Below are 14041 nucleotides of genomic sequence, written 5' to 3'. Positions count from 1 at the left end.
ATCCTTTAGTCGTGTTATTTTACAATCAATCCGTATTCAGCATCTAAAATAGCAATTACTTCTTGGCGAGGATCGCTAGGTATAACAATATCTTTGCCAACAATTTTACTCGCAATACCTACATAGGTATTTGACACTTCAAGCATGACTGATTCTGGTAAAATATAATCTTTAGCAAGTTGTTCACGTTCATTCATACGGTCTTTATTTAATAATACATCGCTTTCTGGCACATTATTAATTAGTAACTGGCGAAAGCCTTCTTTAGAGTTTTCAACAATTTTGCCATCGCGATAAGCGGCTTCATCCCAAATACGTGACGAATCAGGCGTGCCTACTTCATCAATATAAATAAGTTGCTGTGCGCCATTTAAATCTTCCACATAACCAAACTCAAATTTTGTATCCACAAAAATTTGATCAAGCTTTGCAAGCTCATCGCTAATTAACCTAAAGCCTTCAACTAGCAGTTTTTCGTACTTAGTTACATCATCTGCCGACTTAAAGTTAAATACATCTAAGTTATTAGTAATGTTAGCACGCGTGATATTTACATCATCAACAGGTGGGATGTCGGTAACACCTTCAATAATACCTTTTGTTGAGGGCGTAATTAAAACGTTATCAAGCTTTTGGTTTGCTTTTAAGCCTTCTGGTAAATCAATACCACAAAAATTACGCACGCCTTTTGCGTAATCACGCCACATGCTGCCTGTAATGTATTGGCGTGCAATCGCTTCTACTTTTACTGTACTGGCTTTGCGCACAATCCATACGTAAGGATGCGGAATATCAACAATATGGTTACCTGCAAGGCCTGCTTGATCAAATAATTTAAACCAATGCGATGCAACCGAGTTAAGGGCGATCCCTTTACCTGGCACGCCATTTAACCCGTTTTCGCCTTGCCAAATACAATCAAACGCCGAAATTCGGTCTGAAATAACCATAATTGCAAGCTCAGTGCCTGCAGGTACTTTATAGCCTTTGTCGCTAATTAATCGCGCGCTGTCTTCATCTGTTAGCCAATAAACTGAACGAACCTTACCGCTGTGTACTTCACCTTTGGTACGAATGGGTAAATCATCGTTTACATCTAAAACTTTATAGCTAGTCATGCTATCTCCGGGGTTAGGGATGCTCTTTGAGCAAAGTATGGTATGGGGTTATGTGGGCTGTATAATAATCTAGCCAACCCTAAAGCTCAATCGGATGCTTAAAACAAATAAAGGCACATATTTATATGCTTGTTGGGATAAGGTAAACTTTACGGGTAAGCTAAATAACCTGAACTCTGGGTAGTAAATCTATTTTAAGCAGTAATTTTCAACGCTAACTGCGTTGAATTCACTTGCAATAGGCCCACTATTGACGCGTAAATTCGCCTTGTTTGCATTTAAAAATTTTAACTAACAAAAAGCAACTTTAATTATATTTACAGGTCAACCTCTTAGTTAGTTTCTTGACCCGAGTTTTATCTTCGTCAGATTTATACAGGTATACATTTAATGATCAGCCTAAAAAACGTTACTTTTAAATGGCATAAAAACGATAAAAAACCGACTCTAAGGATTGCAGAGCTGGCTGTAGAAAAAGGCGAACGTATTTTTTTATATGGCCCAAGCGGTTCAGGAAAATCTACTTTATTAGCGTTACTTACGGGAATTAATACAGCCACCAGCGGTGATGTGTATATTTTAAATCAATGCCTAAACACACAAAGTAATACCAAGCGCGATGCATTTAGAGCCGACCATATTGGCACCATTTTTCAAAATTTTAATTTATTACCTTATTTAACACCTATCGAAAATGTCATTTTAGGGTGTCAATTTTCTAAAGTACGGCAAAGCCAAGCACTTAAATACGCCACAACATTACACAAAGAAGCTGAGCGCTTATTAAACGCACTTGGCTTAATTGAGCAATACCATCATAAAAACGTAGCACAGCTCAGTATTGGCCAACAACAACGTGTTGCAGCAGCCCGTGCTTTTATTGGTAACCCTGAGCTAATAATAGCTGACGAGCCAACATCAGCACTTGATGCAAATAACCGCGAAAGCTTTATAACGTTATTATTTGAACAGGCATTGCATTTAAACAGCACCTTAATATTTGTAAGTCATGACGAAAGCTTAAAACCGTTATTCGATCGCTCAATAGATTTAACCCATTTGCAGGAGCAAATATGATCCTTGCTAAACTGGCTTATAAAAGCTTATTAAATCGTCGTGCCAGCGTATTTTTAACACTGTTCACTATTGCAATTAGCGTTATGTTATTGCTAAGTATTGAGCGTGTAAGAGTTGATGCAAAAAGTAGCTTTAGTAATACTATTTCGAGCACTGATTTAATTGTGGGCGCACGCACTGGTGATATTCAATTATTACTTGCGTCGGTATTTAGAATTGGCCATACCAACAACGGCGTAAGCTGGCAAAGTTATGAATATATAACCAATCAGCGAGGCGTAAAATGGAGCATACCTATAAGCCTAGGCGACAGCCATAAAGGCCAAGCTGTACTTGGCACTACTCTTGACTACTTTGAACATTACCGCTTTGCTAAAAAACAAAACTTAAGCTTTAACCAAGGCCATCCATTTTTAAATATTAACGAGGTTGTACTGGGGAGCAGCGTAGCTAACAAATTAGGTTATAAACTTGGCGATCATATCGTTATATCCCACGGTATGGGCAATACTAGCTTTCATCATCATGACGACAACCCATTTAAAGTTGTCGGTATTTTAAACCCCACCGGCACACCTGTTGATAAAACGTTACACATACCGCTTGCCTCTATCGATTTAATACATGCCAGAGCTAGCACTAAACATGACGAACATGACGAACATGACGAACATGACGAACATGACGAACATGACGAACATGACGAACATGACGAACATGACGAACATGACGAACATGACGATCTTATAGGACATCCAAAACAAATCACTGCATTTTTAATGGGTTTTAAATCACCGCTATACACATTGCAAATTAGGCGCAATATAAATCAATATAAGCAAGAAGCATTGCTTGGTATTATGCCCACCGTAACACTGAAAGAATTATGGCAAATGCTCGCCATAGTAGAAAAAACACTGCAACTATTTTCCGCAATCGTCGTACTTGTTAGCTTACTAGGCATGCTAACCACACTGCTTGCAAACCTAAGTCAACGTCGCCGTGAGCTTGCTATATTACGTTCGGTAGGTGCCCGCCCTTGGCAATTATTCACACTTATAAGCATAGAGTCACTGTTAACTACTTTATTAGGTTGCTTAGTTGGCTGTGCATTATTTTATTTAGTTATGTATTTAGGTGCCGGCTACCTACAAAGCCATGCAGGTATTAGCGTAAATATAGCGATGCTCTCTTACTATGAACTCACATTAATAGGCGTTATTATGGTAGCTGGTTTTATTATTGGTTTAGTGCCTGCCACACGCGCTTACTTTTATTCTCTCAGCGATGGCATGAGTATAAAAACATAATTTTTAGGTATCCCATGACGTTTTATAAAACAGCTTTTCAATATATTACTATTATTAATTTACTACTCGTAAGTTTTGCAAGTAATGCAAATCCACCAAAAGAGATTTTTTGGGAAGACTTAATCCCTAAAAATCACGTGCAAATAGACACACAAGCACAAGCCAATCACGAAGGCAGCGATCAAAATTGGGTGCAACCCGATCTAGACGCACCTGTAGTTAAAGCGTTAAACGGTCAGTCTGTAAGCTTACCTGGCTTTGTAGTACCACTTGAAGGTGACAGTGAAATTATTACTGAGTTTTTACTCGTCCCATATTTTGGTGCATGTATACACGTACCGCCACCGCCGCCAAATCAAATTGTGCATGTCACTATTAAAGGTGGCGTACCTATAGACAGCCTGTATGACGCAATCGTTGTAACCGGTGTTATAAGTACAGAAACGTGGTCAGGCGAAATAGCCCAAGTAGGCTATAAAATGAAGGCAGTTGGCGTTGCGCCATTTGAACTTTAATTAACTAATCTGAACGGCTGATAAATTTAAACGCAATATGTTATTAGGGCGTGTTGTTCTTTGGTGGTTTAATTTGCAGTAGTATATTTGGTTATTAGGCAAGGCAGAACCTACGTTGTGTGGTGTTCTTGTGTGGTGTTCCCCATAAATAGGCGATACGCAGCATAAATGCCAAACATGCGCCACCCTTGGGTTCGTCCTAGGGGCGATTGACTCTTTATTGTTCGGCTTTGACTTATTCTTACATGGATGTAAGCCAGTAGGGTAAAGCAGGAGCCGTTATCAGGTTACAAATCTCGAGCCGAGATTAAATTACCCCTAGATTGAACAAATTTCAACATGCCCTAAACCGCTTAGTCAAAGTTTAGGTTAAATACTTTTACTTTTTCAGTTAAAAAAGGAACCACCAGTGCTAAATAAAGATCTGCCTTCTCTAAACAAAACAAGCGAATTTAAATATTTGTTTTTTGTAAATTTATCGTACTCGTTTAACGTTTTAAGACCCATAGAGCACGAAATAAAAAAGCGAGGAGGCAGCGTTGCTTGGTTTATTCCTACTGGAAGTGAGGCAGAGGGCTTTTTACAGCCTGATGATTACCAGCTACTCAACATAAAAGAAGTTAAAAAATATAACGCCAATGCCACACTTGCGCCTGGTAACGTGATCCCTCATTTTTTTCCTGGGATTAAAGTGCAGGTTTTTCATGGCTTTGATTCGGGCAAAAAGAACAAATTTAATATTAGAGGATTTTTTGACTTATATTGCACACAAGGTCCAAATATTACTCAAGGGTTTAATGATATTAACGATGGCACTTGCGACGTAGTCGAAACCGGCTGGTCAAAGTTAGATCCTTTATTTACTGAGCATAAAGACATAGCGCTATATCAATCTGATAAGCCTACCATATTATATGCCCCCACTTTTTCGCCAAAGCTAACAAGTACCTACAAGCTTTACCCTTATATTAAAGCGCTATTAAAAACACAAAACTGGCAGTGGATAGTAAAGCTTCATCCAAAAGCGACAAGCGAAGAAATTGAAATGTATAAATCACTCGCCTGCGAAAACCTCACCTTTATTACCACCGGTGATGTGATTCCAATTCTACAGGCTACCGACATTATACTGTCTGACACATCATCAATTATTACCGAATTTGCATTACAAGAAAAAGTAGCCGTTGCGTTTAACAACCGCAAACCTAAAGACTGGATGATTAACTTTAGTAACGAAGCCGACCTAGAAAGTACTTTAATAAGCGCTTTTCAAAAAGATGAGCACACATTAGAAAAGGTAAAACAATACTGCGACAGTGTTCATCCATACAGAGATGGCAAGTCGAGTGTGAGGGTATTAGGCGCTATTAATAATTTAATTTGTTCTGGTACATCTCACCTAAAAAGAAAACCTTTAAACTTACTTCGTAAATTTAAAATTAGAAAAAGCCTAAATTACTATTGGTGGTCATAACTTTAAAGCCAAACAATCACATACAAAACAAAGGATTATTGGATTTTTAGGGTTGAAACTTGTTTTAGCTAGGCTTTTATATCAATTAGCTTAATTAATACCAATTACTTAATTAAGTGAGCTATTTTGAGGTAAGAAAATCGTGTCGATAACAAGGCAAAAATTTCGTTATTTAGTTATTTAGTTATTCTATATCAGAAATTTTTAACGCAGTTAACGTCAGATTTGATCCCTCAAATTGATTAAGTATTATTGCGGATTGGTATAAGTAACCTGAACTTTGGATAATAAATCTATCTCAAGCAAAGTTCAGGTTAAGTATTATTGCGGATTGGTATTTATGCGCCGTTATAACCTATGTATGGGAAGTAAACACACTCTAAACTAGATACGATTTTAATCAGGTTTTATATTTTACTAAGTACTTCACGTAAAATAGTGCTCGAAGTATGCGTAGTGTAAGGGAAATACATTATTTCAACTCCCCGCTTAGCAAAGTCTTCTTCTATTGCGTTCCACTTATCAGTGCCTTTCCAATCGTCTCCGACAAACATTTTGTCAAATTTTAAATTATTCCACGCTTCTAGTTTGTCATAATTAACTTGAGGAACAACCTCATCCACAAACTTAATCGCTTCGACAATTTCTAGCCTTTCTTGAAAAGGGATTACCGGCTTTTTGTTTTTAACCGATATAGATAACTCATCGCTTGTTACCCCAACAATAAGGTAATCACACTCTAGCTTTGCGCGTTTAAGTACATTGAGATGACCAATATGAAACAGATCAAAAACCCCAGTGGTATAGCCTATTTTTTTCATTTCAAAACCTACGACTAAAAGTAACACCCTAATAATTTAGTACGTAGGATAACATAAGCATAAACATGAATAAAAATCAGAAACAAACCAATACAAACCTGCACTAAAGCTAACATAGTATAATTAACCTAAACTCTGGATAATAAATCTATCTCAAGCAGTTCTTTTTAGCGCTAACTGCATTAAATTCACTTGCAATAGGCCAGATATCAATGCGTAATTTCGCTTTATTTTCACTGAAACTTTCTGACTAGAGGAAATAAATTTAAATACCATTATGGTTAAATAAAGTTGTAAAAAGCCTGAATTTTATCCACGTTTAAAATGTAACTCTACTTTTTATACTTTACAGCTTTTCTAAAACGTATTCTGCGCGGCTTACTGCAAATTCTTTATCTTGTTCTACAAACAAACCGGTTACTACCGAGTTATCAACAATCATTGCGTAACGTGAAGAACGTATACCGCCAAAGCCAGCGGTGTCTTTATCAAGGCCTAATGCCTTAGTAAAGCTTGCATCACCATCGGCAAGCATAGCAATTTCTTGTGCGTTTTGTGAATCGCCCCATGCTTTCATAACAAATGCATCGTTAACTGACACACAGTAAATAGCGTCAATACCTTTTGCTTTAATTTTATCAGCGAGGGTAATAAATTCTGGTAAATGAGCATTTGAACAGGTTGGTGTAAACGCGCCTGGCACAGCAAACAGCACAACTTTCTTACCTTCAAATAACTCACTGTTCGTCAATGTTTGCATGCCGTCGTTAGTTAATTGCGTAAGTGTTACAGCCGGTAACGTTTGGCCTTGTTCAATCATAATAAATCCTTAAAAAATATTGAAACGTAATGAATTTTTAGCTTATCGCTTAATGCGACTAACATACAGCTTTGTTTATTTTTTAAGGCCCAAGCTACCTTTTATTGTCTGCATTTGCTGCTGTAGCTGATTACGAATATCATCAACAAGTAAACTGGATTCACTCACTTGCCCTTTCATGCTTTGCATTGATTTACTAAAATTGTCGAGTAAGCTACTCTGCTGCTTTGCCAGTTCCATTGCCTCAAAAGCAACGCTGTTTGCACTTTGAGCATTGCTGGCTACCCCTTCGGAGTTTAGTTTTAGCTCTTGAGCATTTTGTGTTTGCGACTGTGCACCGTTGGCCAATGCTGATATTTGCGTAGACACCACTCGCGAGTTTTCAGTTAGCAAGCTTAGTTGATCGTTTATATCGCTAAGCGATCCTTGTGTTTGCCGCGCTAACTGCCTTACTTCATCAGCCACCACAGCAAAGCCACGTCCGTGCTCTCCTGCACGTGCTGATTCAATCGCTGCATTTAGGGCTAAAAGGTTAGTTTGATCGGCAATATTACGAATAACCTCAATAATTTTACCCACCCCATCAACACCTGTTAGTAACTCTTGTATGCTTTGCATTCCTTGCTCTACACGCACTTGCGTATCAGAACTGGCATCTAACATATTTGCTGAAAAGCCCAAGCTTTGCTCCATTGCAGTAAATGTACTTTGTGCGTTATCGGCCACCTGTGCATTTATATCATTTACCTGCTCACCAATACGTTGAATATCGCTTAATAAGTTTTGATTTTGTTCTACTTGCCCATGGCTAAGCGATGCTTGTTGACTAATAGTGTATAAGTTTTCGCTCATTTGCTGCATAAAACTGTTAACCACCTTTAGCATTTGTGCCCGCTCTTGCGCTTCAGTTCGCTGCCTATCGATGAGTTGATTAAAAAACTGCGCAATCTCACCAATCTCAGTTTTTGAATTTTTACTTTCAATACTCTTAAGCTCATTACTTTCAATTAAAAAAGCAAAGCCATCTCGTAATTGCCTAAGCGGGTTTAGTACTTTATTACGTTGTACAAAATAAACGCTTGCAGCCAATATAACCAACGTACCTATTGCAACACAAAATACCCAAAGTACTTGCTGCTTTAAATTATCTTGCTCCGCCTTAAGCGCCTGCTCTGCATTAATAACCGTATTTGAAAGTGCACTAATTTGTGAGCGTAACGCATTAGAGCCATTTTCTCGTAACTGAGTTTGCTTAAGGGTACTTGCTAAATCACGTGGATAACGATTAGGCCAACTGACAAGCTCTGACTTTATTTCGTCGCCAAGGTCCTCAGCTTCTTCATCAATAAATAGAGCGTCTTCGTCAACGGCACTCATAACACCTAAATTAGGAAGCTGCTCAATAGCTTGTCCTAATTTATTTAAATTTACGATGCTTTGTTGCAAGCTTTGTTCTGTGTTTTTATCGTACTGAACAATAAGTTGATAGGTAAATAAAGATAAATTAATTACTTCAGTGTAATAATCACTCGCCAGAGAGTAATACATTAGCGCATGGTTATTTTGCTCAGGTGCTTTTTTAGCATAGCTAATTAATGTTGATGCTGAGCCTGCCATTTGCCTAAGCGCGTTATCAAGTAGTGCGGTTTCGTTACCCGAAAGCTTACCAAGTGCACGGTATTTGCCATTTATGTCATTGTTGAGGGTCGTTAATTGCTGTTCAAGCGTTGTGCTTAACTCACTTGGCAATATAGATAATTGATTAACTTTAACATTGTTAATTAAAGTAGAGGCTTGATTTAAATATTGGCTGTCACCTTGGTCTAAGTAACGCCCTAAATAACCGGCTAAATCAACTAAAATAGTATTTTTTAGTTGGCTGTATGCGGTATTTTGCTGCTCTAGCTTAAGTAAAGTTTGGCTTGCCCAAAATAAGGTAGAGCCTAATAAAATACTCGCCAAGGCCAATAATATAGCCAGTAACCGGGTAATAGATGACACGCGCATAAATATTAGCTCCAATAGTGAATGCACGCTTAGAGTATTAACTATTTATGACACTTTTATGTAAACCATCTTTAAAGGCCGAGTTATTCAACAATTTTTAATGTAACCAATACAAAAGAACTGCTTATAACAATATGATAAGGCTGCGCCTAATAACCATAAATACCCTCAATGATTGAAAGCTCAAAGCGGTAAACTTTTCGTTTAGCCTTTGCTTTTCTTCTTTCTTACTCAAGCGTTTATTGTTAACCTCGCATTTACGTTTTTACTTGAACTAATTTTGCTAACGGAATAATTATGCTAAAAAAATATCGCTGCTCGTCGGGTTGGCAATCAGTGCAAATGCGATAGCTAAAGGTGGCGTATCTCCTTATTTACCTTTAAATCAAGCACCCGAACTTGAGCACCAAATACAACGTCTTTTAGCGGTTAGTAAAAATACGCATATAATGAGCAAGCCTTATAAAGCGCACGATATTTACAAGGTTTTGCAAACTGTAAGACACTCCTACCCTGAGCTTTACCAAACATTGTCGTATCAAATTAGTCCTTACGTGCAAAGCGATGCCGGCACTTTTGCCAAAGTAACACTCGCTGCGGGCACAAAAGATAAAACTCTCCCTAATCAACGCGGCCAAACCACTAAAACTAATTTAATAGTTGAAGGCGGTGCGTATGCTAATTTTGGCCGTTACTTTGGTGTAAGTGTTGCTGGTATAGCTAACGAAAACGAAATACTCCCAACACAAAGCTTTGTTTACCTTGGTTATAAATATGCTCAGCTAGATATTGGCTACCGCGAGCATTGGTACTCACCATTTAACGACAGTGCCATGTTATTAAGCACGCAAGCTAAAACCACACCTTCTATCACGCTGAGCAATGTAGAGCCAATTACCAGCTTTAATATTCGTTATGATATGTTTATTAGTAAAATGACAGAGCAAAGCGGGATATTAAAAACGGCTAAAATTACAGGAACTAAAAGACTGTATGAACAAGGAGAACCTTATTTATTTGGTTTACATACCAGTTTCGCAGCAACCGATAATTTAACAATAGGTTTAAGCCGTTTAATGCAGTTTGGTGGAGGAACTCGCAAAGTTAGCTTAAAAGACTTCCTTGAAGGCTTTTACCAACCAGGTACAAAAGATAATGTGGGAATAGGTGACTCAAGTGATGCCAACTTTGAACTTGGTGATCAATTAGGCTCAATAACCTTTGCCTATAATAATAGTATTTATGCACTTCCTTATGAGCTTTACGGTGAGGTAGCGCTTGAAGATACATTGGGTGGTGGTAGAAATAACTCTTATAGCTTTGGACTATATTTACCATTTATTACAAATAATCACAGCTTGCGTATTGAACACAGCAACTGGCAAGATGGTTGGTACTTTAATGGTATATATTTAGATGGCAACCGAAACTCAGGTAATGTAATTGGCCACTGGGCAGGTGATGAACACGATTACAACGACTATACACCAGCTAAATCGATAAGCATAAACTGGAATTGGCAATTAAGCAAAATAGAGAGCTTAAATACCACAATTCGTATGCTTAAAAATAAAAATGAAGCTTATAAAACAAGCTACGAATTACAAACAGCGTACACGCGTAAATTAAGCAAACCTATTATGGGCGCAAAAAGTTGGGGCGCGGAGCTATATCAAGGGAAAGATGTATACGGAGAAACATTTGCTAGGTTAGGCTTATTTGCTAATTTTTAACACCTTGTAGGTGCGAATTTACATCCGCCCATGTAACGTGGCTTTAATGTTTAAAAAGCGAGGTGTGAAACCTCACCTACAACATACGCCAAACCGTAGGTGCGAATTTACTTCGCGCTCATATCACTTAAGCTTTAATGCTTAAAAAGCGAGGTGTAAAACCTCACCTACAACATACACCAAACTATAGGTGCGAATTTACTTCGCGCTCATATCACTCATATTACTCATATCACTTAAGCTTTAATGCTTAAAAAGCGAGGTGTAAAACCTCACCTACAACATACACCAATCCGTAGGTGCGAATTTACTTCGCGCTCATACACCATAGCTTTAATTTTAAAAAGCGAGGTGTAAAACCTCACCTACAATATACGCCAACCCGTAGGTGAGAATTTACTTCGCGCTCATATCACGTGGCTTTAATATTTAAAAAGCGAGGTGTAAAACCTCACCTACAACATACGCCAAACCGTAGGTGCGAATTTACTTCGCGCTCATATCACTTAAGCTTTAATGCTTAAAAAGCGAGGTGTAAAACCTCACCTACAACATACACCACCCAAGAGGTACGAATTTACTTCGCGCTCACTCATCTTAAAAATTTCTATATTTCTGCTACCTTTAAATAAAAAGGATCAATAAAAATGCATCGTTCCGATTTATTAAGAAAAGGCAGAGTATCGTTAATAAATCGATTTTACTCTATTACATTGGTAGCACATAAAAGAGAAAATAAGTTTATCTCTATAGATATTAATCGTTTAATTACTAAAGAAATGAAAAATATAGAAGATCAAAAAGCAGCTAAAACAATAGCGTTTGTAATTATGCCAAATCATGTGCATTGGTTAATTCAATTGGGAAATGAAAAATCCCTATCGGATGTAATTAAATCTTTTAAAGGCCGCTGCTCCAAAACTATACGCGATCGTTTAGGGGTACAAAAACTATGGCAACGTAACTACTACGACCATATGATTAGAAATGAGGATGATTTACTTAATAACGCTAGGTATATAATTGCAAACCCTTTAAGGGCTAAAATCGTCGATAAAGTTGCTTTGTATCCCTACTGGGACTGTATTTACATAAAGTAAAAAGCGAGGTGTAAAACCTCACCTACAATATACGCCAAACCGTAGGTGCGAATTTACATCCGCTCATACACCGTAGCTTTAATGTTAAAAAGCGAGGTGTAAAACCTCACCTACAACATACGCCAAACCGTAGGTACAAATTTACTTCGCGCTCATATCACTCATATCACTCATATCACTTAAGCTTTAATGCTTAAAAAGCGAGGTGTAAAACCTCACCTACAACATACACCAACCCGTAGGTGCGAATTTACATCCGCCCATGTAATGTGGCTTTAATGTCAAAAAGCAAGGTGTAAAACCTCACCTACAACATACGCTAAACCGTAGGTACAAATTTACATCCGCCCATACACCATAGCTTTAATGTTAAAAAGCGAGGTGTAAAACCTCACCTACAACATGCACCAAACCGTAGGTGCGAATTTACTTCGCGCTCATATCACTCATATCACTAAAGCTTTAATGCTTAAAAAGCGAGGTGTAAAACCTCACCTACAACATACACCAACCCGTAGGTGCGAATTTACATCCGCCCATGTAATGTGGCTTTAATGTCAAAAAGCGAGGTGTAAAACCTCACCTACAACATACGCCAAACCGTAGGTGCGAATTTACATCCGCCCATACACCGTAGCTTTAATGTTAAAAAGCGAGGTGTAAAACCTCACCTACAACATACGCCAATCCGTAGGTGCGAATTTACTTCGCGCTTTGTAACGTGGCTTAGGTTTTTAAAAAGCGAGGTGTAAAACCTCACCTACAACATACGCCAAACCGTAGGTACAAATTTACTTCGCGCTCATATCACTCATATCACTTAAGCTTTAATGCTTAAAAAGCGAGGTGTAAAACCTCACCTACAACATACACCAACCCGTAGGTGCGAATTTACATCCGCCCATGTAATGTGGCTTTAATGTCAAAAAGCAAGGTGTAAAACCTCACCTACAACATATGCCAAACCGTAGGTACGAATTTACATCCGCCCATGTAACTAGATTATTAATTTTCTCCGTTCATAAGTATATTTAAATGCTGAGTAAACTCTTTTCCTAGCTTTGCGTCACGCATACCGTACTCAACAATCGCTTTTAAATAACCTAACTTATCGCCACAGTCGTGTGAGCGCCCGCTCATATGAAATGCTTCAACCGTTTCTTGTGTCATTAATGCATCAATAGCGTCAGTTAATTGAATTTCGTCGCCTGCGCCTACAGGTGTTTTAGCCAGTAATGGCCAAATATTTTTACTTAATACATAACGCCCAACTACCGCAAGGTTTGAAGGCGCTATATCTGCCGGCGGTTTTTCAACCATGGTTTTAATTGCTGCGCTCACCCCTGGGGTAAGTTGAACGCCATTAATATCAGCAATACCGTACTTGCTTACATCTTCCTCTGCCACAGGTTCTAGCATAATCTGGCTTGCTTGAGTTTCGTTAAAGCGCTTAATCATCGCGGCTAAGTTTTCAGTTTTTTGATTCGCCGTGTAGGCATCGAGTATTACATCAGGGAGTAGCACAACAAAATCGTTATTACCTACAATTGGCTTTGCACATAAAATTGCATGCCCTAGCCCTTTAGCCTCACCTTGGCGTACACTCATAACCGTAACGTCTGTTGGGCAAATTGAGCGGATTTCGTCAAGCAGTGCGCGTTTAACGCGCTTTTCGAGGGTGGCTTCTAGCTCGTAGCTTGTATCAAAGTGGTTTTCAATCGCATTTTTTGAGCTGTGTGTAACTAACACTATATCTTTAATACCTGCGGCTACACATTCACTAACAATATATTGAATCAGGGGTTTATCAACTATTGGTAGCATTTCTTTCGGAATTGCTTTTGTCATGGGTAACATACGAGTGCCAAGGCCGGCAACAGGAATAACAGCTTTCATGGGTAATCCTTTATTTATAAATTAATTATTTTTAAGTTAACAGGTAAAAAGTAGATGAGGGCTGAATAAAACAAAATGAGTAAGGATTCATAATTACTAACTTGGAAGTGATTTTTGAATGAAATTTGTCTTGCAAAGAGGTTTATATAAAATAGGAGTATTACTTATTA

At 38.2% G+C, this 14041-nt stretch carries 11 protein-coding genes; 6 read left to right on the top strand and 5 right to left on the bottom strand.

What is annotated here, in order from left to right; translation table 11 throughout:
* Nucleotides 1-14: 14 nt before the first annotated feature.
* Complete coding sequence (locus P4S65_RS07045; protein WP_096792462.1) at nt 15-1118, bottom strand: phosphoribosylaminoimidazolesuccinocarboxamide synthase; 1104 nt, start codon at nt 1116-1118, stop codon at nt 15-17.
* 390 nt (nt 1119-1508) lie between these two features.
* Between P4S65_RS07045 and P4S65_RS07040 the strand changes: the two genes are divergently transcribed.
* From P4S65_RS07040 to P4S65_RS07025, 4 genes are all read left to right on the top strand, one after another.
* A complete protein-coding gene (locus tag P4S65_RS07040) occupies nt 1509-2195 on the top strand; it encodes an ABC transporter ATP-binding protein (RefSeq protein WP_337119830.1) in 687 nt (228 codons plus the stop codon).
* The gene (locus P4S65_RS07035; protein ID WP_337119829.1) at nt 2192-3505 is read left to right on the top strand and encodes an ABC transporter permease; all 1314 of its coding nucleotides are present in this window, start codon (nt 2192-2194) and stop codon (nt 3503-3505) included. The genes P4S65_RS07040 and P4S65_RS07035 overlap by 4 nt, the downstream gene beginning before the upstream one ends.
* 14 nt (nt 3506-3519) lie before the next feature.
* Nucleotides 3520-4020, top strand: coding sequence for a DUF3299 domain-containing protein (locus P4S65_RS07030; protein ID WP_096792459.1), 501 nt, complete (start codon nt 3520-3522; stop codon nt 4018-4020).
* Nucleotides 4021-4429: 409 nt separating this feature from the next.
* Entirely contained in the window at nt 4430-5494 is a 1065-nt protein-coding gene (locus P4S65_RS07025; protein WP_096792458.1) for a CDP-glycerol glycerophosphotransferase family protein, read from the top strand.
* Nucleotides 5495-5901: 407 nt separating this feature from the next.
* On the opposite strand, the gene P4S65_RS07020 is transcribed toward P4S65_RS07025, so the two are convergent.
* From P4S65_RS07020 to P4S65_RS07010, 3 genes are all read right to left on the bottom strand, one after another.
* Nucleotides 5902-6315: an adenylyltransferase/cytidyltransferase family protein gene (locus P4S65_RS07020; RefSeq protein WP_007376768.1), complete on the bottom strand. Its 414-nt coding sequence runs from the start codon at nt 6313-6315 to the stop codon at nt 5902-5904.
* A 346-nt stretch (nt 6316-6661) separates the two neighbouring features.
* Nucleotides 6662-7135 (bottom strand): peroxiredoxin, encoded by a 474-nt coding sequence (locus P4S65_RS07015; RefSeq protein WP_033041057.1) that lies wholly within the window; start codon nt 7133-7135, stop codon nt 6662-6664.
* 75 nt (nt 7136-7210) lie between these two features.
* A complete protein-coding gene (locus P4S65_RS07010; RefSeq protein WP_337119828.1) occupies nt 7211-9142 on the bottom strand; it encodes a methyl-accepting chemotaxis protein in 1932 nt (643 codons plus the stop codon).
* Between the two features lie 326 nt (nt 9143-9468).
* Between P4S65_RS07010 and P4S65_RS07005 the strand changes: the two genes are divergently transcribed.
* Together P4S65_RS07005 and P4S65_RS07000 are read left to right on the top strand one after the other, a co-directional pair.
* Nucleotides 9469-10875 (top strand): capsule assembly Wzi family protein, encoded by a 1407-nt coding sequence (locus tag P4S65_RS07005; protein ID WP_337119827.1) that lies wholly within the window; start codon nt 9469-9471, stop codon nt 10873-10875.
* Between the two features lie 647 nt (nt 10876-11522).
* On the top strand, nt 11523-11975 hold the full coding sequence (locus P4S65_RS07000) for an REP-associated tyrosine transposase (RefSeq protein WP_337119826.1): 453 nt from the start codon (nt 11523-11525) through the stop codon (nt 11973-11975).
* Nucleotides 11976-12980: 1005 nt separating this feature from the next.
* On the opposite strand, the gene galU is transcribed toward P4S65_RS07000, so the two are convergent.
* Nucleotides 12981-13871 carry a UTP--glucose-1-phosphate uridylyltransferase GalU gene (galU, locus tag P4S65_RS06995; RefSeq protein ID WP_337119825.1) on the bottom strand — a complete coding sequence of 297 codons (891 nt, stop codon included), beginning with the start codon at nt 13869-13871 and terminating at the stop codon, nt 12981-12983.
* Nucleotides 13872-14041 lie beyond the last annotated feature (170 nt).

The sequence above is a fragment of the Pseudoalteromonas sp. B131b genome (genome assembly GCF_037162545.1).
Lineage (GTDB): Bacteria > Pseudomonadota > Gammaproteobacteria > Enterobacterales > Alteromonadaceae > Pseudoalteromonas > Pseudoalteromonas fuliginea.
This window is presented reverse-complemented; position numbering and strand designations above follow the sequence as displayed.

Excerpts from the sequence above, each read along its gene's own strand:
- galU (WP_337119825.1), bottom strand. The coding sequence starts at position 13,871 with ATGAAAGCTGTTATTCCTGTTGCCGGCCTTGGCACTCGTATGTTACCC.
- P4S65_RS07010 (WP_337119828.1), bottom strand. The coding sequence starts at position 9,142 with ATGCGCGTGTCATCTATTACCCGGTTACTGGCTATATTATTGGCCTTG.
- P4S65_RS07030 (WP_096792459.1), top strand. The coding sequence starts at position 3,520 with ATGACGTTTTATAAAACAGCTTTTCAATATATTACTATTATTAATTTA.
- P4S65_RS07000 (WP_337119826.1), top strand. The coding sequence starts at position 11,523 with ATGCATCGTTCCGATTTATTAAGAAAAGGCAGAGTATCGTTAATAAAT.
- P4S65_RS07015 (WP_033041057.1), bottom strand. The coding sequence starts at position 7,135 with ATGATTGAACAAGGCCAAACGTTACCGGCTGTAACACTTACGCAATTA.
- P4S65_RS07045 (WP_096792462.1), bottom strand. The coding sequence starts at position 1,118 with ATGACTAGCTATAAAGTTTTAGATGTAAACGATGATTTACCCATTCGT.
- P4S65_RS07020 (WP_007376768.1), bottom strand. The coding sequence starts at position 6,315 with ATGAAAAAAATAGGCTATACCACTGGGGTTTTTGATCTGTTTCATATT.
- P4S65_RS07035 (WP_337119829.1), top strand. The coding sequence starts at position 2,192 with ATGATCCTTGCTAAACTGGCTTATAAAAGCTTATTAAATCGTCGTGCC.
- P4S65_RS07040 (WP_337119830.1), top strand. The coding sequence starts at position 1,509 with ATGATCAGCCTAAAAAACGTTACTTTTAAATGGCATAAAAACGATAAA.